At 65.4% G+C, this 20,073-nt stretch carries 17 protein-coding genes; 4 read left to right on the top strand and 13 right to left on the bottom strand.

All coding sequences use genetic code 11. The features are described 5' to 3' along the window. Positions 1 to 47 precede the first annotated feature (47 nt). Positions 48 to 1,178, top strand: coding sequence for a histidinol-phosphate transaminase (gene hisC, locus VMS96_15290; GenBank protein ID HVP44792.1), 1,131 nt, complete (start codon positions 48 to 50; stop codon positions 1,176 to 1,178). A 63-nt stretch (positions 1,179 to 1,241) separates the two neighbouring features. Here hisC and VMS96_15285 read toward each other — a convergent pair whose 3' ends face one another. The 6 genes from VMS96_15285 to VMS96_15260 form a co-directional block, all read right to left on the bottom strand. Beyond that, entirely contained in the window at positions 1,242 to 2,267 is a 1,026-nt protein-coding gene (locus VMS96_15285; protein ID HVP44791.1) for an ROK family protein, read from the bottom strand. A gap of 120 nt (positions 2,268 to 2,387) precedes the next feature. After that, positions 2,388 to 3,212: a bifunctional DNA-formamidopyrimidine glycosylase/DNA-(apurinic or apyrimidinic site) lyase gene (gene mutM / locus VMS96_15280; protein ID HVP44790.1), complete on the bottom strand. Its 825-nt coding sequence runs from the start codon at positions 3,210 to 3,212 to the stop codon at positions 2,388 to 2,390. A 6-nt stretch (positions 3,213 to 3,218) separates the two neighbouring features. Further along, positions 3,219 to 3,908: an SMC-Scp complex subunit ScpB gene (gene scpB / locus VMS96_15275; protein HVP44789.1), complete on the bottom strand. Its 690-nt coding sequence runs from the start codon at positions 3,906 to 3,908 to the stop codon at positions 3,219 to 3,221. Positions 3,909 to 3,954: 46 nt separating this feature from the next. Then, entirely contained in the window at positions 3,955 to 4,818 is an 864-nt protein-coding gene (locus VMS96_15270) for a segregation/condensation protein A (protein ID HVP44788.1), read from the bottom strand. Further along, the gene (gene trpS / locus VMS96_15265) at positions 4,818 to 5,864 is read right to left on the bottom strand and encodes a tryptophan--tRNA ligase (protein ID HVP44787.1); all 1,047 of its coding nucleotides are present in this window, start codon (positions 5,862 to 5,864) and stop codon (positions 4,818 to 4,820) included. The genes VMS96_15270 and trpS overlap by 1 nt, the downstream gene beginning before the upstream one ends. Then, on the bottom strand, positions 5,861 to 6,505 hold the full coding sequence (locus VMS96_15260) for a site-2 protease family protein (GenBank protein HVP44786.1): 645 nt from the start codon (positions 6,503 to 6,505) through the stop codon (positions 5,861 to 5,863). The genes trpS and VMS96_15260 overlap by 4 nt, the downstream gene beginning before the upstream one ends. A gap of 141 nt (positions 6,506 to 6,646) precedes the next feature. On the opposite strand from VMS96_15260, the gene VMS96_15255 reads away from it, so the two are divergent. Beyond that, entirely contained in the window at positions 6,647 to 6,922 is a 276-nt protein-coding gene (locus tag VMS96_15255) for a hypothetical protein (GenBank protein HVP44785.1), read from the top strand. Here VMS96_15255 and purB read toward each other — a convergent pair. Further along, positions 6,919 to 8,286 carry an adenylosuccinate lyase gene (gene purB / locus VMS96_15250; protein ID HVP44784.1) on the bottom strand — a complete coding sequence of 456 codons (1,368 nt, stop codon included), beginning with the start codon at positions 8,284 to 8,286 and terminating at the stop codon, positions 6,919 to 6,921. The genes VMS96_15255 and purB overlap by 4 nt on opposite strands. Before the next feature lie 164 nt (positions 8,287 to 8,450). On the opposite strand from purB, the gene VMS96_15245 reads away from it, so the two are divergent. Continuing rightward, the gene (locus VMS96_15245) at positions 8,451 to 8,900 is read left to right on the top strand and encodes a MarR family transcriptional regulator (protein ID HVP44783.1); all 450 of its coding nucleotides are present in this window, start codon (positions 8,451 to 8,453) and stop codon (positions 8,898 to 8,900) included. A gap of 339 nt (positions 8,901 to 9,239) precedes the next feature. Beyond that, the gene (locus VMS96_15240) at positions 9,240 to 10,151 is read left to right on the top strand and encodes a universal stress protein (protein ID HVP44782.1); all 912 of its coding nucleotides are present in this window, start codon (positions 9,240 to 9,242) and stop codon (positions 10,149 to 10,151) included. Between the two features lie 63 nt (positions 10,152 to 10,214). Here the strand turns inward: VMS96_15240 and VMS96_15235 are convergent, their stop codons facing one another. From VMS96_15235 to VMS96_15210, 6 genes are all read right to left on the bottom strand, one after another. Continuing rightward, the gene (locus tag VMS96_15235; protein HVP44781.1) at positions 10,215 to 11,993 is read right to left on the bottom strand and encodes a hypothetical protein; all 1,779 of its coding nucleotides are present in this window, start codon (positions 11,991 to 11,993) and stop codon (positions 10,215 to 10,217) included. A 166-nt stretch (positions 11,994 to 12,159) separates the two neighbouring features. Beyond that, positions 12,160 to 14,607 carry an ATP-dependent Clp protease ATP-binding subunit gene (locus VMS96_15230; protein HVP44780.1) on the bottom strand — a complete coding sequence of 816 codons (2,448 nt, stop codon included), beginning with the start codon at positions 14,605 to 14,607 and terminating at the stop codon, positions 12,160 to 12,162. A 144-nt stretch (positions 14,608 to 14,751) separates the two neighbouring features. Continuing rightward, on the bottom strand, positions 14,752 to 15,456 hold the full coding sequence (locus tag VMS96_15225; GenBank protein ID HVP44779.1) for an ABC transporter ATP-binding protein: 705 nt from the start codon (positions 15,454 to 15,456) through the stop codon (positions 14,752 to 14,754). Between the two features lie 235 nt (positions 15,457 to 15,691). Beyond that, positions 15,692 to 16,990 (bottom strand): FtsX-like permease family protein, encoded by a 1,299-nt coding sequence (locus tag VMS96_15220; GenBank protein HVP44778.1) that lies wholly within the window; start codon positions 16,988 to 16,990, stop codon positions 15,692 to 15,694. A 127-nt stretch (positions 16,991 to 17,117) separates the two neighbouring features. Then, positions 17,118 to 17,690, bottom strand: a complete 573-nt coding sequence (locus VMS96_15215) for an isoprenylcysteine carboxylmethyltransferase family protein (GenBank protein HVP44777.1) — start codon at positions 17,688 to 17,690, stop codon at positions 17,118 to 17,120. A 192-nt stretch (positions 17,691 to 17,882) separates the two neighbouring features. Beyond that, a partial coding sequence (locus VMS96_15210; protein HVP44776.1) for a hypothetical protein occupies positions 17,883 to 20,073 on the bottom strand: 2,191 nt, incomplete at its 5' end.

Genomic DNA, 20,073 nt, shown 5'->3' with positions numbered 1-20,073 from the left:
CGAGGGCGGCTGTCCCACACACCCGCAGGCGTGATACAAAATAATCGATGACCAAATTCGAAGACCTGGTGCCGGAGTTCATCCGCAAGCTTCCCGGCTACGTCCCCGGCAAACCCATCAAACAGGCAGAACTCGAATCCGGCACCCGGATGGTCAAGATGGCCTCGAACGAGAACCCGTTCGGGCCGTCGCCCAAGGCGCTGCGGGCGATGGAGCACGCCGCACGCGAGACCAACCTCTATCCCGACAACGAGATCACCGAGCTGCGGATGCGCCTGGCCGAGCTCCACCAGCTCGACATCAACCAGGTGATGGTCTCCAACGGTTCCACGGCCCTCATCAACATCATCGCGCGGTCGGTGCTGCGGCCGGGGCTGAACGCCATCACCAGCGAGAAGTCATTCATCGTCTATCCCATCGCGGTGGGCGCCACGGGCGCGGAGTTCATCACCGTGCCCATGAAGGACTACAGCTTCGACCTGGAGGCGCTGGCGGCCCGCGTGGACGCCAACACCCGGCTGGTGTTCATCGCCAATCCCAACAATCCGACGGGCACGATGGTGTCGGCCGGAGACATCGACCGCTTCCTCGTCCGGCTGCCCGACCACGTGGTCACCGTGCTTGATGAGGCCTACTGCGACTTCGCCGAGGACTTTGCCCGCGAGCGCGGCCTCGAGTATTCGCACTCGCTCGACTACGTGCGACAGGGCCGGAACGTCGTCGTGCTGCGGACCTTCTCCAAGGCGCACGGGCTCGCCGGGGTGCGGGTCGGCTGCGGCTTCGCCAGCGAGCGCATGATCGCCTATTTCGTGCGCCTGCAGATGGCCTTCGCAGTCTCGGGCGTGGGCGAAGCGGCCGCTCTGGCGGCGCTGGACGACGCGGCCCATATCCGCCGCACCATCGAAAACAATCGCGCCGGAGCCAAGTGGCTGCTGGACAAGTTCCGCGACCTCGGCATCAAGGCCGTGCCCACCTCGGCCAACTTCATCTATTTCGAGGTCGAGGACGCGGCCGGCGTGGCGCAGCGGATACAGGCCTCGGGCGTGATCATTCGGCCGTTGACCGGCGGTTGGGGGTGCCCCAATGCCCTGCGGGTCACCATCGGGACGCCGGAGCAGAACGAGCGTTTCATCAAGGCCCTGGCCAAGGCCACACAGAGAGCGCCGGTGGCGAGATAGCTTCAATCTGTGGCCCGGCCGTGTCGGCCGGGCACACGGGCGGCACGCCCGGGCCACATACAGTTAAGCGGTGCGCAGACGGGCTTTGGCGTGGCCTTGCACTTCGTCGGGAAGCATCGGCAGCCGCGCCGCTCCGAAGAGGCCGGCATCGCCCGATAGCAGAGCGCGGGTGATGATCGTCTTCTTGCGGCCGGGCTCGGCGTCGTCACCGGCGGCGGTTTCGGCGTAGATGTACGACCGCGCCCTTGCCTCCTGCAGCAGCGTGGGGGCGAACGCCTCCCAGGCGCTGGCCATGCCGCCGCCGATCACGTACATCGGCAAGTTGAAGATGTTCACCAGGTCAGCGACCACGATGCCCAGGGCCCAGCCCACCTTGCGGTAGATCTCCTGCGCCGCGCGCTCGCCCTGCACCGCCATCTGATAGACGATCTTGGAGTCGAATTCCGGGTTCTCGCCGTGGGCGCGCGCCAGCCCCGGCGCTTGGCCGGCGGCGATCGCCTCCTTGGCCATGCGCACCACCGCGGTGGCGGAGGCGAGTTGCTCGACGCAGCCGCGGCTGCCGCAGCCGCAGGGCGGCCCCTCCGGCTCGACGGTGATGTGGCCCAACTCGCCGGCCATCCCCTTGAAGCCGTGCCACACCCGCCCGCCGAGCACGATGCCGCCCCCTACGCCTGTGCCCAGGGTCAGCATGCACATGTCGTCGTGGTCACGTGCCGCGCCCAGCCATTGCTCGCCCAGAGCGGCCGCATTGGCGTCGTTCTCCAGGATGACGCGCGTGTTCAGCCGCTTCTCGATCTCGTCGCGCACCGGGTAGTCGCGCCAGTCGGGCAGGTTGGGCGACTGGTGAACCGTCCCGGTCTCGATGTCGATGATCCCGGGGACGCCGATACCGATGCCCAGCAGCCGGTCGGAGTTGAATCTCTGCACCACCTCGCGGATGGCCGCGGTCATGTCCTCGATGACGCGCTCGCGACCCCGGCCGACTTCGGCGCCCAGCGTCATCTTCTCCATCAGCCGGCCGGCCTCATCCACCGCCGCAATGCGCAGGTTGGTGCCGCCCAGGTCCACTCCGATGGCGAAGGCTGTCATGGCAGTACAGTTTAGAGTATCAGCAGCCTGGAGAAGCGGGCCGCGTTTCGCGTTTCAAGTCTCACGTTTCACGCTTCTATTCCAAGGTCAACGCGAAACCTGCAACGCGAAACGGGAAACCTACTTCTGGCATTTCGGACAGTAATGTGTGCTGCGCCCCGCTACGACTACCCGCTTGATAGCTGTGCGGCAGACCAGGCAGGATTCGCCTTCGCGCCCATAGACCTGCAGCTCAAGCTGGAAGGATCCTTCCTCACCCGCTGCGTCCACGTAATCGGAGACCGAAGAGCCGCCGGCGGCGATGGCTTCGTTGAGCACTTCCGGGATGGCCCGGTAGAGGCGTTGCAGTTCATCGCCGGTGAGCGAAGCGGCGCGGCGGCGCGGCCGGATGCCGGCGCGGAATAGCGATTCGTCGGCGTAGATGTTGCCGATGCCGCGCAGCAGCTTCTGGTTCAGCAGCGCGCTCTTGATCGGCGTCTTGCGCCTGCGGAAGAGCGAACGGAAGGCTTCCAAGCCAACGTCGAACGGCTCAACGCCCTCGAATCTCCTGTCGGTGTGGACCGACAGGCGTCCGAAGCGTCGTGGATCCACAAAGCGCAGCTCGCGGCCGGAGCCAAGCTTGAGAATGGCATGAGTGTGCTTGGCGACTGGCAGGTCGGGTTGGGCGACGACCAGGCTTCCCGTCATGCCCAGGTGCACGATGAACTGTGAGTGCTTCTTCTGATGGCTGACGGCTGATGGCTGACGGCTCAGTTCAAACACGATGTGCTTGCCCTGGCGATGGATTTTCTCGATGCGGGCCCGCTCCAGGGTGCGCGCGATCTCCCGCGCGGGCGATTTCAAGGACTGCGGTTTCCCGCTCAGCCAGACGCTCTCCACGATGTCGCCGGTGACCCGCTGGGCGAGCCCGCGCACTACGGTTTCGACTTCGGGCAGTTCGGGCACGTCAGGCTACCCGGCGTTTTCGTCGGAGGTCGTCGTGGCGGCTTCGGGCGCCGACTCGGCCGATTCAGATACTCCGGTAGCGTCCGGCACCGGCTCCGGAGTGGCGAAGAGGTCCGCCTGGATGGTTTCGGCAGCGAGCTTCTCGAACTCTTCGACGCTGGGGAGCTCGGACACGTCCTTCAGGCCGAAGCGGAGCAGAAAATCCTTGGTGGTCTTGTAGAGGATGGGCCGCCCGACCACCGCTTTGCGCCCGGCGGTGGTGATGAGCTTGCGGTCGAGCAGGGTGCCGATGACGCCGCTGCAGTCCACCCCGCGGATCTCGCTGATCTCGGGCACGGTCACCGGCTGCTTGTAGGCGATGACCGCCAGCGTCTCCAGAGCCTGCAGCGACAGGCGCACCGGCGCCTTCAGCGACTTGGCGAAGGAGCGCACCACATCGTGATATTCGGGCTTGGTGGAGATGCGGAATCCGCCCGCCACCTGGCGGATCTCCATGCCCCGGTCGGAGGCGGCATATTCCTGGGCGAGTTCCTCGACCAGGTTGCGGACCTGCGCCTTCAGCCCGGCCAGTGGATCCTTGACTTCACCACTCGCCGGCGCCTCGACGCCGGCGTGGTCCTTGAGAGCGGCGGCGATCTGCTCGATCGACACCGGCTCTTCCGCGGCGTAAATGATGGCCTCGATTTGTCCCTTCAAACTCATCCTCGTCCTAGCTACTAACTACCAACTACTAGCTACTGCTTTACCGCCAGTCGTCGCGTACGGCCGATTCGTCGGACATGATAGCGTCGAACATCGTGTGTTTCTTCACCAGAACGTCGCCGAAGATCCGGTCCTGCCGCAGCAGGATGGCCTGCAGCCGCACCATCTCCAGCAGGGCCAGGAAGGCGCAGACCAGGGCGTTGCGCGAACGGGTGTACTGCAGCAGCGATTTCAGGCGCACCGGCCGGTCCTCCATCAGCAGCCGCCGCCGGATGTAATCCATCATCTGGGCGATGGTGACGGTCTCCTCGTCCACCTGGAGCACGGGGCGCTCCTTGGCGCGTTCCAGGATCTGCTGGAAGGTGCGCACCAGGTCCACGACGTCGGCGGCCAGCTCGGGCTCGGCGCCCTCGGCGTCCTTGAATTCCTTGAGCGCCGGATTCGACCAGACGGCTTCTTCCAGCTGCTGTTTCTGCATCAGCATCTGGGCGGCGTTCTTGAACTTCTCGTGCTCCAGCAGGCGGGTGACCAGGTCCATGCGCGGGTCGTCCTGCTGGTCGGCGGGGGCGTCGGGGTCGCGCGGCAGCAGCATGCGCGACTTGATCTGGATGAGCACCGCGGCCATGAAGATGAATTCCGCGGCCAGGTTCACATCCAGCTCCTTGAGCCGCTCCACGTAGGCCAGGTACTGCGCGGTGATCCGGGCGATGGGGATGTCGTAGATGTCGATGTCCTGCTTGCGGATGAGGTCGAGCAGCAGGTCCAAAGGCCCGTCGTACACCGCCCCCACGGTGACGGAGTAGGGGAAATCGGTGCCGTCCTTCTTGGTCTGTGGCCCGGCGGTGTCGACCGGGCGCACGGGCGGCACGCCCGTGCCACCTGGGTTGGGACGGCTCTCAGGCATTACTCGCCCTCCGCCGCGGCCGACGGCGGCTCGTACTCGCGCGACATCTTCATCGCCGCCCGCGCCTGCTGCATGGTGCGCTCGGCGACCTTGGCCGCCTTGGCCGAGCCCGCCTCCAGGATGTCCCAGGTGAGCTTCGGGTCCGCCTCGTACTTGCGGCGGCGTTCCTGGATGGGTGCCAGGTGGGCGACGATGGCGTCGGCCGCCCAGCCCTTGCACTCGATGCAGCCGATGCCGGCGCTGCGGCAACCCGCGTAGACCTTGTTCAGCGTTTCCTTGGAGCTGAAGATCTTGTGCAGGTCACCGACCGGGCACTTGTCGGGGTCTCCGGGGTCGCTGCGGCGCACCCGCGCCGGGTCGGTCACCATGGTCTTGAGCTTGGCCCGCAGCTCGGGCTCGGGCTCGCTCATCAGGATGGTGTTGCCGTACGACTTCGACATCTTGCGGCCGTCGGTGCCGGGGACCTTCTTGGCCTCCGTCAGCAGCGTTCCCGGCTCAGGGAAGACGTCGCGTCCCTGGTACTGGTAGAAGCTGTTGAAGCGCCGGGCGATCTCGCGGGTGATCTCGACGTGCGCCGCCTGGTCCTCGCCCACGGGCACGAGATCCGCCTGGTAGATCAGGATGTCGGCCGACTGCAGCACCGGGTAGCCGAGGAAGCCGTACGTCCCCAGGTCCTTGCCCTTGATGTTCTCCTTCTGCTCCTTGTAGGTGGGGACGCGCTCCAGCCATCCCAAGGGCGTGACCAGAGAGAAGAGCAGGTGGAGTTCGGCGTGCTGCGGCACGTGCGACTGGATGAAGAGCGTGGACCGCTCGGGGTCGAGCCCGGCCGCCAGGTAGTCGAGCATCACCTCGATGCAGGCGGTCTTCACCCGTGAAGTGTCGGCGTAGTCGGTGGTCAGAGCGTGCCAGTCGGCGATGAAGAAGAAACACTCGTACCGGTCCTGGAGCTTGACCCAGTTCGCGAGCGCCCCCAGGTAGTTTCCCAGGTGCAGCCGGCCAGTGGGACGCATGCCGCTGAGCACACGTTTCTTGGTCGCGGAGGTCATCGTGAGATCAGTACCAGAAGGTACGCAAAAAAGGCCATGAAAGGAGCCATAAGGACGGAAATGATTCTCCCGCCCAGAAAGAAGAAAAACAATAAACCAAATACCCCGATCCGGTCGTAAAGCGCGAGCGCCGTTCCGGAGAGGAAGTGTCGGAGCACGTGGCTGCCGTCCAAAGGCGGAATGGGGATCATGTTGAAGACCGCCAGCAGGACATTGATCTGCAGCGCCGAGTAGAAAAGGATGAACAAGGGCTCAGCCGCAGGTCCCAGCACGGCTTGTGCGCGGAGCACGACGGCCAGCACGAGGACCGACCCTGTCGCGACCAGAAGATTGCTGACCGGCCCGGCGACCGAGGTCATGATGTCGGCCCGCACGTAATTGCGCCCGAAGTTGCGCGGGTTTACCGGCGTCGGCTTGGCCCATCCGATCATCGGAAAGTGATAGATCATCGCAGCCAACGGCAGCAGCACGGTTCCGATGGGGTCGATGTGGTGGATGGGATTGAGGGTGATGCGGCCCAGCAGGCGCGCCGTAGGGTCCCCGTACCGGTTGGCGGTCCAGGCGTGCGCGGACTCGTGCACGCTGATGGCGAACAGGAAAACGACCACCTGGAATGCGATGTGGACGATGTCGGCGTTCATCCCGGACTTAGCTCGATGGTATCACGCCCCCGCCGCGGAAAATGGCGCCGGGAGACTTGAAATCCGGGCCCGGGATGTGCAGAATTTCGCATCCCTTCCGCCGTACGGTCAGGAAGTGCTCACCAGCTTGTGGGGGACGCCATGGCGCCGCATTATTTCCCCGGGGACTGTGTTCTCGCTCTCACCGACCAGCCCAGTCTGGCCCTCTCGCTGACCTTCGACCACACCGCGCGCTGGCGCATCACGGTCTTCGACCTGCAAGAAAAGAAGGCGGCCGTCACCGACCGGTTCGAGCGCTCGCTCGACGCCGCCAAGCGCTACGTCGTCGAGTACGTGCGCAAGAAGTACGGCCTGGACGTGAGCGCGCTGCAATGGCGGGAGGTGCGCACGGTGCGGGGCGAAGGCGCGGCCGGCTAGCGCCGCTTTCGTGCCGGCTTCCTTTCCTTTGAGTGGGGCTTTGGGGAAACCCCCGCGTCCGCGTCGCTGCCAAAGACGCGGACGAAGATCTTGTCCACGTTGCGCAGCTGGCGCCGCAGGTCGAAGGCGTGGTCGAGGGTCTTGGCGGGGACGCGCTTGCGGATCTCCGGTTCCTGCTGCACCAGCTCGCGGAAATCCAGCCCCTCGTTCCAGGCGCGCATGGCGTTCTTCTGCACCAGGCGGTAAGCGTCTTCGCGCAGCATGCCGGCCTCGGCCAGGTCAAGCAGGAGCTGGCCGCTGAAGACCAGCCCGCGCGTGCTTTCCAGGTTCCGCAGCATCCGGTCGGGGTAGACCAGCAAGCGATCGATGAGGTCGGTGGTCTTGTTGAGCATGTAATCCGCCAGGATGGTGGAATCCGGAAGGATGACCCGCTCGACCGACGAATGGGAGATGTCGCGCTCGTGCCACAGGGCGACGTTCTCGAACCCGGCCTGGGCATTGGCCCGGACCACCCGCGCCAGCCCGCTGATCTGCTCGCAGGTCACTGGGTTCCGCTTGTGCGGCATGGCGGAGGAGCCTTTCTGCTTCTCGCTGAAGTACTCCTCGGCCTCGCGCACCTCGGTGCGCTGCAGGTGCCGGATCTCGGTGGCGATCTTGTCCAGGGTGCAGGCGATCACCGCCAGCGTGGCCACGTAGTAGGCGTGGCGGTCGCGCTGGACGACCTGCGAGGAGATGGGCGCGGGGCGCAGCCGCAGCCGCACCAGGATCTTCGCCTCCATGTCAGGGTCCATGTGGGAGAAGTTGCCCACGGCCCCGGACAGCTTGCCCACCCGCATCTCCTCGGCGGCCCGGTCGAAGCGGGCGATATTGCGCTCCACCTCGGCATACCAGTTGGCCAGCTTCAGGCCGAAGGTGATGGGCTCGGCATGGATGCCGTGGGTGCGTCCGATCTGTGGTGTGTGACGGAACTCGAAGGCGCGGCGCTTCAGCACCTCGGCCAGGCGCAGCAGGTCTTCGAAAATGATCTTCGAGGCCTCGCGCAACTGCAGGGCCTGGGCGGTATCGACCACGTCGTTGGAGGTCAGGCCGTAATGCAGCCAGCGGGAATGGGGCGAGCCCACCTTCTCGGCCACCGCCTGGGTGAAGGCGATGACGTCGTGCTTGACCTCGGCCTCGATCGCGTGGATGCGCTCGACGCCGAACCCGGGTCCCTTCTCGCGGAGGGCGCGGGCCGCCGCTTCGGGTACGACGCCGGCTTCCGCCAAGGCCTCGCTGGCCGCCACCTCGACCTCCAGCCACATGCGGAACTTGTTGTCATCACTCCAGATGCGGCCCATCTCGGGCCGGGTGTACCGTGCGATCAAGGTCCCTCTCTCCTGGGGCAGGCACAGCCCGCGCTCTGATATCAGGGGGAACCGGCGATTGTAGCAGGACGGGAGCCGAGGTCGGGGGCCACCCGGTCCGCATCCGCAGGGTTCCAGATTTCTGCCGTGTACTTTGAGTGCCCGATTGGTTATATTCCAGAACGGTGGGCAACCAAGGCAAATCCATCGATTACCCCGCCCTGGCGGAGCTGCGCTACCAGATCCGCCGCTTCCTGCGGTTCAGCGAAGAGGCCGCTCGGGCCGCGGGACTTGAGCCGCAGCAGCACCAGTTGTTGCTGGCCATCAAGGGATTGCCGGAAGACCGTATGCCGACCATCGGGACCCTGGCCGAGCGGCTTCAATTGCAGCATCACAGCGCGGTCGAACTGGTGGACCGTTCGGTGCAGCGCGGCCTGGTGCGCCGGTTGCGCGGCACCTCCGACCAGCGCCAGGTATTCATCCGCCTGACCGCCAAGGGCGAACGCACCCTGCGCGATCTGTCCGTGCACCATCGCAACATCTTGCGCGAGGCGGGACCATTGCTGGCGGAGGTCTTGAATACCCTGGCCATCGGCCCGCGGCGGCCGGAAAGGGTGCGGAGGACCGCGTCCTAGCGCCGGCGCTCGGCGGCCTCGCTCAACCGCCGCACGCGTTGATCCCCACATCTTCCCGAGCACCCGTCCACCCGGGCGGCGTTCCCCCGGCAATGACCGTCCCGATTCCGGAAAAGGGGCGGGGACTTGGCAAGAAGACTGACAGATCAGATCAGGGACCGTCACCCGGAGGCGTGACCGGCGTCCTACCCTCGCCACGAAAGCAGGACTAGGCTGAGAGTGGATTATTTTGTGCTGCGTGCCGTCACGCAATCCTGCGGCCCGCACGATGTAAGCCAAGCCATTCAGTCGACGAGCGGGTCGCGCCCCTTTCCAGCAGTCACAGCAAGGAGGTGCCAGATGGCCACTGTCGGTATTCCAACCCGCGTCGCAATCCAGAATATCCTCCTCGCAACTGACTTTTCATCCTTCTCCGATGCCGCCCTGCCCTTTGCGGCAGGATTGGCGCATCGCTATGGGTCCACGCTTTACCTGGTGAACGTCGTGCCGTCGATCCCCTTCGACATGCTGCCGGCCGACCCGCTTCCGCCGGCGCAGGCGGCGAGCGCGAGGATGCGCTCGCTGGCCTCCTCCGACGTCCTGAAGAAAGTGCCGCACAAGGAGTGCATCGAGCAGGGCGATATCGCGCATGTGCTGAAAGAGATGGTGCGGATGCACCACATCGACCTGATCGTGCTGGGCACTCACGGCCGCAAGGGGATCGACAAGCTGTTGATGGGCTCGGTCGCGGAAGACGTCTTCCGCCACGCGACCTGCCCCGTCCTGACCATCGGGCCGCACGTCACCCACAGGATCAAAGAGGGTGAGCTGCGCCACATCCTGTACGCGACCGACTTTGGCGAAGAGACCAGGCACGGTCTGCCGTACGCCCTCTCCCTGGCGGAGGAGCACCACGCCAAGATGACGCTGCTCCACGTCTCGCCAGAGCCATCTCCGGTGCTGCCGGAGCCCGAGCCCGGCGCCATGCCCACCCTGAGCCGCGCCGAAACGCTCGCCTATAACGAAGCGGAACTGCGCAAGATGGTCCCCTCCGACGCCCAACTGACCACCCACCCGGAGTTCCTGGTGGAGATCGGCGACGTGCCGGAGATCATCGTCGAGCATGCCCGCAAGCTGGACGCCGATATCGTCGTCCTCGGGGTCAAGCGGCCCATGCCGCTGGCCACCCACCTGACGACCGGGATCGCCTACAAGGTGGTCTGCGCGGCGCCCTGCCCGGTGCTTACCGTCGGGCACGAGTTCCACGCCTGATCGCCCCGACGCGGAAAGCAAAGGCGCGGCCTGAGCCGCGCCTTTGCCGCATTCTCACGCCGCTCACTGCAAGGCTGACTGGGTGAGCTTGATGGCGCAGTAGGCCGGAGTAGCCGCCCCGATGGTGCAGCTGGCAGTCCCCTGGTTGCTGAAATAGATGCTCGACGCCTGCGCATTCGCCGAAGTGTTGTCCACGATGATCCCGCTGGTGCCGTTGTTCTCGACTGCCGTGGTGGGGCCCGTGGGGGTGCCGCTGGTGATGTCGTACATGAACATGCAGCCGTCCACCGGCGTGGCAGTGGTGCACTTTGTTGACGGCACCTGCGACTGGCTGAAGAACAGCCGGTCGGTGGCCCCGTTCTTCAACTCGACCAGCGGGGAGCACCCGATGCCGGAATTGCCGGGGATGTTCTGGTGGCTCCCGGAGCCCATCTTGGGCGGATTGCTGGTACTCAGCGTACCGGTATTGGTGAAGGGGATGGTGTACAGCGCGGGCTGGCCGCTGCCGCCCTGCGACCCGCAGGTGTACAGGTGCCCAACCGCCGTCGCGCTGCCGAGGGTGTTGGTGTAGTAGGCGTCGTCGAAGGTGCCGTCAGGGATGTTGAAGGCGGCGTTGCCCATGGGCACGTTGATGTTCGAAGGACTCAAGGCGAGGCTGGTGTTGGTCTGCAGGACGATGCCGGCGCCGGAGCCGTTGTCACCGGCGAAGGCGAAAACCGTCCCGAAAGTAACGTCCACCATCGGAGCGTCCAGGACGCCGCCGAAGGTATTCGCTGAACCCACCGCCACGCTGCCGGGTGACATTCCCGGGCAGGTGGGAGGGCACACTGCCAGATTCACTCCATACAGGTTGCCGTCGCTTCCTCCCACGAAGAGCTTGTTGCTGGTCGAATCCACCACCGGAGAGCCAAGCTTGACCCCTGCAGGGGCGATCTGGAGCCCTGGGCCGAATCCCCCGGACCAGCCGGGTACGATGGCGGGCGGGGTAGCGCAGTTGAATGCGCATGTCGTCTTGTAGAGCTTCCCGTTGTCATCCCCGAAGTACGCCACGTTATTGTGGTAGTCGATCCAGGGTGAGGAGAACGTGGTGGTGGACGAACTGAATTGCAGCGTGCTCATCGTCGCGTTGTTCGAGCTGCCGGGCACGGCGGCGGTGTAGGTGTTCGTGCCGGTATCAAAGCTTCCGTTGGAGCCGGTGGTGCCCCACTTCAGCACATGGAAGACGGAGGTCACGATGGGGCTGGAGATGGTCTCGATGAAGGCGACCTGAGTGCCGTCGAGGGAGATTGCTGGGGAAGTGAGGATGGCGCCGTTGGTGGCGGTGCTGGTGATGTTGTAGGCGGACAGGACCGAAGGGCCCGTCGCGCCCGTGCAGAAGCCCGTGCCTCCCGGCTCCGAGTAGAGATTATTGAACCGCACCAGGTTCGGCTGCGATGAACTGCCTGCCGTATCCAATGCAAAGACCACATAGTCGCTGCTGCAGCTGGGCGTGGCGGTGACGTTGAAGGTGTATTTCGCCGGCGCCATGTTGTTCGCCACCTTCCCCGCGCCCAGAGTGAAGTTCCAGTCCACACGGTTCCCGAACTTGGTCTTCCGCTTGAGTACTCCGGCGCTGGACGGACTGCGAACCTGCTGCCGCTTCATCCAGTCGTAGAGCACGCGAGGTTCGCGCCGGGCTGTGGCCTCGGTCGGACCCGTCCAGGGCCGGCCGTGGATCAGGTGCCGGAAGCTCCAATCCACCGGCAGTCCTACCGGCGACGTGGGGGTGGCGGCGTCCTGCCCGGCTACGGGTAGAGACAGAAAGAACAATGCGATCAGCGAATACCGGAACATGCCAGCCACGTGAATCTCCCTCAAGGCCCAGGATGAGGCGATTCTATGACGAAAAGGTAACGCTCTCGATTAAGAGCGTAGTAACCCGGAAGGTACGCTAGTACAATGCCGCTCTTGCAACCAGGTTCAAGAACAAATCAGCCGCCAGGTTTCCCTGACGGCTGATGGCTAGCGGCTAGCTGTACAGCAGCACGCCCTCGTGCTTCTCCTCGCCCTCGCCGACCTGGCGGTAGAAGAGGCGGTCGCCCTCGAGGTACACCTCGAGGAAGGCCGGGCGGGTGGAGATGGTGCCCTGGATGAGCGCCTCCGACAGCGGGTCCTCGATGTACTTCTGCAGGGCCCGGCGCAGCGGGCGCGCCCCGTAGCTGCGGTCGGTGATGGTCTTGTCCAGGATCCACTTGCGCGCCTGCTCGGTCACGGTGATGGTGATGTGCTTCTGCGCCAGGTTGTTGTTCAACTGGCTGACCAGCAGCTCCACGATCTGGATCAGGTCCTGCTCGGTCAGAGCGTTGAACAGGATGACCTCGTCCAGCCGGTTCAGGAATTCAGGATTGAAGGTGCGCTTCACCTCTCCCTTCACCATCTCCTCGACCTTGTCGGAGATGACCTCTTCCTTCTCCGAAGCGAAGCCCAGGCCGGTGCGCTTGATCAGGTGCCGGGCCCCGATGTTCGAGGTCATGATGAGGATGATGTTCTTGAAGTCGACCGTATTGCCCAGGCCGTCGGTCAACTGGCCGTCCTCAAAGACCTGGAGCAAGATGTTGAACACGTCGGGGTGCGCCTTCTCGATCTCGTCCAGCAGGACGACCGAGTAGGGAGCGCGCTTCACCCGCTCGGTGAGCTGCCCGCCTTCCTCGTAGCCCACGTATCCCGGGGGCGAGCCGATCAGCTTGCTGACCGAGTGCTTCTCCATGAATTCCGACATGTCGAAGCGGATCAGCGACTTCTCGCTGCCGAACAGGAACTCGGCCAGGGTGCGTGCCACTTCGGTCTTGCCCACGCCGGTGGGGCCGAGGAACAGGAACGAGCCCACCGGCCGGTTGGGGTTCTTCAGGCCGGCGCGCGAGCGGCGGATAGCGCGGGCCAGCGCGATGATCGCCTTGTCCTGCGAGATCACCCGCTTGTGCAGCTCCTCTTCGATGCGCAGCAGCTTCTGGGTCTCTTCTTCCTTGATCGAGCTCACCGGCACTCCGGTCCAGCGGCTGACCACGTCTTCGATGTCCTCGCGGCCGACCACCCCGGTGGCCGATTCGTCCAGATGGTGCTTCTCCCGCAGGGCGCGCAGGTTCTCGCGCTCCTTGCGCTCCTCGTCGGAGTAGAAGCGCGCCTTCTCGAACTCGTGGTTCGCGATGGCGTTCTCCATGCGGTGGACAATGAACTTGATGCGCTTCTGCACCTCGGTGATCTCGTCCGGCAGCGAGGTCTGGCGCAGCTTCACCCGCGCCCCCGCCTCGTCGATCAGGTCGATGGCCTTGTCGGGCAGGAAGCGGTCGGGGATGTAGCGGTTCGAATGGTAGACCGCGAAGTCCAGCGACTCGTCGGTGTAGGTGACCGCGTGGAACTTCTCGTAGCGGTCCTTGATCCCCTTCAGGATCTTCACCGCCTCCGCCTCCGTGGGCGGCCCCACCTTCACCGATTGGAAGCGCCGCTCCAGGGAGCGGTCTTTCTCGATCGACTTGCGGTATTCCCCCGGGGTGGTGGCGCCGATGCACTGGATCTCGCCCCGCGACAGCGCCGGCTTCAGGATGTTGGCGGCGTCCAGCGAGCCCTCGGCCGAGCCCGCCCCCACCAGGGTGTGCAGCTCGTCGATGAAGATGATGGAGTTCTGGTTCTCCATCAGCTCCTTCATGATGGTCTTCAGGCGCTCTTCGAACTGGCCGCGGTACTTGGTGCCGGCCACGATCAGCGACAGGTCAAGAGCCAGGATGCGCTTGTCGGCCAAGAAGGTGGGCACGTCGCCGTCGGCGATGCGCTGTGCCAGGCCTTCCACGATGGCGGTCTTGCCGGTGCCGGGCTCGCCGATGAGCACCGGATTGTTCTTGGTGCGCCGGCACAGGATCTGCACCACCCGCTCCAGCTCCTGCTCCCGCCCCACCAGCGGGTCGAGCTGGTTGTCCATGGCGGCCTGGGTCAGGTCGCGGCTGAATTCGCTGAGCAGGGAGGATTCGCGGCTGCGCTGCGGCTGCGCTTTCTCCTGCGTGGTGCGCGCCAGTTCTTCGCGGATGGTGGACAGGCGCAGCCCGCGCTCGTGCAGGATCTCGGCGGCGAAGCACTTCTCCTCGCGCAGCAGGCCCAGCAGCAGGTGCTCGGTGCCGATGTGCTTGTGCCCCAGCCGCTCCGCCTCCTCGGCGGCATAGGCCAGCACCCGCTTGCACTCGTTCGAGAGAGGGAGATCGACCGAGGTGGAGACCTTCTCGCGGATCGTGGTATGGCCCTCGATCTGCTTGCGGATGGACTCCACCGAAGCATGCGAGCGCAGGAACCGGTTGGTCAGGGCCTTGTCTTCGCGCAGCAGCCCCAGCAGCAAGTGTTCGGTCTCGATGTACGGCGAGCCGAACTGGCTTGCTTCATAGCGCGCGAAGAAGATGACGCGTCGAGCCTTCTCCGTGTACCGTTCGAACATAGTCCCTCTCCCTAAAAGCCTTCAGCCCGCCGCCTTCGTCACGCCGCCCGTAGCTGGGGAGCGGGCCGCGGTCCGGCGCCGGACAATCCTGCCGTCCACTTCTGTGGACGATTCCCGTCCTTCCTGCGCCACCTCCGCCGCGCCCTACGCGGGCAGCGACTGCGGAGCGACCTCCTCGACACGTCCGCCCCCCAGCCGTAACACTCGGTCACAGCGGCGGGCAAACTCAAGGTTATGCGTAACGATAAGGGAGGTCAGTTGGTGGTCGCGATGTAGACGGGAAATCAGTTCAAACACCATGTGGGCCGTTCGGCCGTCCAGGTCGCCCGTGGGTTCGTCCGCCATCAGCAACTTCGGCCGAGTCACCAGGGCCCTGGCCAGTGCCACGCGTTGTTGTTCGCCGCCCGACAGTTCCCCGGAACGATGGTGTGCTCGGTCGGCCAACCCGACTTCGCGCAACCAGCGGGCAGCCTCCTCACCCGACTCCCGCCTGGCCACTCCCCGCAGCATCAGCGGCAGGGCCACGTTCTCCAGAGCCGTGAACTCCGGAAGCAAATAATGGAACTGCCAAACGAACCCGATCTCGCGGTTGCGAAACTCCGCTGCATCGTCATCGGAGAGCAACCGCAACCTCATTGCGCCGAAGTATACGTCACCTTCGGAAGGCCTATCAAGCGCTCCGAGCAGGTGCAGCAAGGTGCTTTTCCCGGTTCCGGACTCACCGACGATACCTAGCATCTCTCCCTTCCGTACCCGGAAGGACAAGTTTTCAAAGAGCACCAGATCCGACTGCCCGGACCGGAAAACCTTCTTCAAACCCTCGACCCGAAGCATCTCTGTCTCTTCCATTGGATGCAGTGGCCTTCTCCAAGGTCACATCACTTCGTCCTGCGATGGGTCGGGAGCCAATTGTCGCCTCTTCAAGGTGCACGCCAAGGGCCACCTCCTACCCCATTGGAACACCATCCCATCCCTGATGTTCCAACGACTTAGCCTCGGGGGCGGTTACCAAAGTATCCATCAGACTGCGCGCAAATGTGCACAATTTTGCAGATGAAGAGAATCCAGATTTTGGTAGGCAAAATCACTCGTAGCGCAGGGCTTCCGCGGGCAGGATGCGGGAGGCCGACCACGAGGGATACACCGTGGCCACGCACGAGATGGCCAGCGCTACCGCGGCCACGATCACCCCGTCGAGCGCGCGGGGCGAGAAGGGCACGTAATCGATGGAGTACACCTCCGGAGAGAGCGACACCAGCCGGTAGTGGCCGCCGGCCCAGGAGAGCGCATATCCCAGCGCCAGCCCCAGCACCGTGCCGATCACCCCGATCAGCACCCCCTGGGCGATGAAGATGCGGCGCACCTGGCGGTGCTTGGCCCCCATCGACATCAGCACCGCGATGTCACGGGTCTTCTCCATCACCATCATGATGAGCGAGATCAGGATGTTCAGCGCCGCCACCAGCACGATCAAGCCGATGGTGATGAAGGTCACCACCCGCTCCAGCTTCAGGGCGCGGAACAGGGCGCGGTTCTGCTCCATCCAGTTTGAGGCCATGAAGCCCTTGCCGGCGGCGCGCTCGAGGTCGTGCCCGATGTCGGCGGCGCGGTAGATGTCGTCCACCTTGAGCTCGATCACCGAGATCACGTCGCCCAGGCCGAACAGCCTTTGCGCATCGGAGAGGCGGGTGAACGCCCAGGTGGTGTCGTAATCGTAGAAACCGGACTTGAAGATCCCGGCCACCCGGAAGCGCACATATTTCGGGACGATGCCGAAGGGCGTGAGCTCGCCCTGCGGCGAGGTGACCAGCACCACCGAGCCGACCGTGGCGCCCAGGTCGTCGGCCATGTCCTTGCCCAGGATGATGGGCGGCATCTGCTGCGGCCGGGAGAGCGCGTCGGGGGTATCAGGAGATCTTGTAGTCCGCTCGCCCTCGAGCGGGCCACCCGCGGCCTTCTCTTCCAACGCCTCCGCCGACCCGAATTTCACCGAGCGCAGGATCTCGCTGACCTTGTTCTCATATTCGGGGAGCACGCCTTTCAGCACCGCGCCCTTGGCCCGCGCCCCCCGCGAAACCAGCACCTGCTCATAGATGGCGGGCGAGACTGCGGTGACGTGCGGCTGCTTCTCCAGCCGCGCCAGCAGGGCGCGCCAGTCGCGGATGCCGTCGCTCTCCACCCGCATCAGTTGCACGTGGGCGGTCGAGCCCAGCAGCCGTTCCTGCAGGTCCTGGCGAAAGCCGTTGTTGATGGCGAGGGCGACGATGAGCGAGGCCACGCCCGCCGCCACCCCCAGGATGGAGATGGCGGTGATGACGCTGATAACCGCCTGGCGGCGCTTGGCGCGCAGATATCTGGATGCTACGAAGAGTTCGAACTTCACGCTCTGGAGGTCCCTCGCTTTGCTCGGGATTTCGGCAGCGGACTCCCCGCTTCGTTGCGCTCAGCGTCACGCCCGCTAAGCGCCTCAAATTCTATAGGTCGCTAGTCGCTGGTCGCTAGTCGCTGGCTTAGAAAGGGAAAAGGCAGGGTACGCGGCGCTGATATTCGCGGTACTCGTCTCCGAAGCGGCGCACCAGTTCCCGCTCTTCCAGGGGCAGCATCACCGCGCCGGTCACGATGGCGAATGCCTCCAGCATCCACACCGCCGCCGAGCCGGTTCCCAGGGCCCACCCCGAAAGGTGCAACAGGTGCGCCAGATAATAAGGATGGCGGACGCGCGCCCGGATGCCCTCGGTCACCAGTCGTTGTTCGTGCTTGTCCGGCTCGAGTTCGGAGCGGCCCAGCACCTGATCATCGGAGAAGTCACGGCGGGCGCGGGAATAGACGTACATCGCGGTCGCGATCAGGGCCACGCCCGGGATCCAGGTCCATGGCTCGCGGTATAGGACCTGGTGCCGCCATCGGGCCGTCACCGCGCCAGCCACCACCCACAGCAGCGGCCACACCCATCCCACGTGCTTGAGCGAGGTTTTACGCTTGCGCCACAGATCAGCGAAGGGGTGCACCAGCAGCCAATAGGCGGGGATGGTGGAGTACACGCATCCCAGCAGCCAACCGATGTTCTCGAGGGTTCCCCTCACCAGGAGGATTGTAGCTGCGGCCGAAAGGAGTTGTAGCCCGCTCGCCCGCGAGCGGCCCGAAGCCAAGGCCGGCCGAATCCGGCCGCGTTTTTCTTTTGCCAAAGCCAGCCCGGGCGGGTGGAGCAGGGCGTCAGCCCTGCAGTTGGGTGGTCGCCGGGTGCCCACACGAGGCAATTTGCTCGTGTGGGAAATCTACTTCCGCGCTGAGGTGACGATGGTCTTCGCCGCACCCATGTTCTCGAAGCGGTCGTAGGCCCGTACCACCACCACGTGTTCCCCCGGCGCCTCGGCGGCGGGCCGGTCAGTCTTCTTCCCCCCGGACGCTGGCGCTGGCGGCGCATTGGAGGGCAAGGGCAGCGCAAAATCGTAATTCTCCACCAGGGAATCGGAGATCTTGCCCACCGGCTCGATGAATTGCCACTCGCCGGCGTCGATGGAGCACTCCGCATGGCTGATGGGGGAGAAGCTGTCGCGGGCGCGGAAGGTGATGTGCACCTGTCCGCCCTCGCCGGAGGCGTGCAGGTCATCGATGCGCGGCGGCGTGTTGTCCACCTCGAAGCGGGCGCTCTCCCGCGCGTCGCTCAGCGCCTCGTCGGCGGGATGCGAGGGCGCGTCGGAGGCGACCACCCGGATGGTGTAGCCGCCGTCGGGGAGCAGCCCGCCATCCAGCGTGTAGTAGGTATCGGTGATCTTGTCCTTCAGCAGCTTCCAGCGGCTCTCGCCGTTGCCGCGGTAGTAGAGGGAATAGACGAGCTCGTCGTCGTTGTCGTCGTGCGCCACCCAGCGCACCGAGACCGCGTCGCGGTCGCGCACCCCGGCTGGGACCATGGCGAATCGTTGCCCGCCCTGCGCGCCTTCCGGCGGCTTGGGCATGGGCTGGAAGCGCCAGCCCACCTGCACCGCAACGTCGTCGATCACCGGGGCCACGTTATTCGGCCGATAATTCAGCAGCACGCTGTCCACCGCGGTGGGTTGAGCCGCGGGACGCAGCACCGCCTTCCACTGGATGAAGCGGGCGGCGGGGACGTCGGCCTCCCCGGTCTCGGGATCGACCCGCTTCCAGGGGCTCCAGTTGCGGTCGGGGTTGTCCACGTTGCCGCTGCGCAGATCGATCTCGTAGCGTCCCTGGCCGCGGCTCTCGACCCGGCCCCAGCGCGAGAAGATGCGGGCGTCGAAGACGTCGCTCTCGTAGCTGCCCTCCGCCTCGGGCGCCACTCCGATGGAAAAGATCTTGCCCAGGTTCGAGGTGGAGGCGTACAGCCCGCCGCCCGGGGCCTTGGCGAAGGCCGTCACCTGGGTGGCGCTGGCCTTCAGCAGGTCGGTGAAGCTGCGTTCGTTCTGGACCAGATAGATCCGGCCCTTGTTGCCGGTGCCCGCCAGCAGCCGCCCTTGCTCATCGAAGCCCAGGGCATAGACGATGTCTTCGACCGACCACCAGATGCGGCGCGGCGAGCCATCGGGGGCGATACGGTAGATCTCCGACCCCGCCGAGCGCGGCATGGGCATACCGGCCGCGGGCGGATTCACCGGCGGCGGCGCCCCGCCGCTCGGTGGCTGCGGGCCGGGCTGCGGTTGGGGCTGGGGCGGCGGCGCCACCGCCGGCCCCGGAACCGGCGCCGCCGTCCGCTTCTCGCCCACTCCCGCCGCATAGATGTTTCCCGCCGCGTCCACCGCCAGCGCCGTGATCTCCTTCTTGGGCGCGCTGTAGAGCACGAAGGCCTCACCCGCCGGCGAGATGCGGTACACCAGCCCGCTGCCGTCGGAGCCGGCGATCAGGTTGCCCTTGGCGTCGAAGCCCAGCACCCGGATGTGGGCCTCGTCGCTCTTGAAGAACAGCGTTCCCTGTCCGGCCCGGTTCACGCGGTAGATCTCGCCGCGGTCCCCGGTGGCGATGTACAGCTGGTCCTGCGGGTCGATGGCCAGGTCCCAGATGTACTTCGTCTGGGGATCGAAGAAGACGCTCGACTTGTAGGAGGCATCGACGGCCGCCTGCGTCTCCTGGTCGGTCTTGGCGGCCGTCTTGCCGGCAGCGCCGCCGTGCTCGATGCGGTACACCTTGCCGTCGGGGGAGGTCGCGGCATAGAGCAGCCCGCTGCGGTCCACCACCAGCGCCTGCACCTGCAGCTCCCGGGGCTCGAAGATGACCGCGGCCTTGCCATCCGGGGTCACGCGATACACCCGCGCCGGCGAGCCCGCGGCCGCATAGACCGCCCCGCTGCCATCCGCCGCCAGCGCCCACACGTAGGTCGAAGGGGTCGTATAGACGGCCTTGAAGGCCGGCGCCAGTTGGAGCAGGCCGTCGCTGGTGATGGCTACGCCCTTGGCCGTGCCCTTTTCGAAGTCATCGAACGAGTTCTGCTTCCAGGTATGAGTGCCCTGGGCC

Source organism: Terriglobales bacterium (assembly GCA_035543055.1).
Taxonomy (GTDB): domain Bacteria; phylum Acidobacteriota; class Terriglobia; order Terriglobales; family Acidobacteriaceae; genus JAIQFD01.
This window is presented reverse-complemented; position numbering and strand designations above follow the sequence as displayed.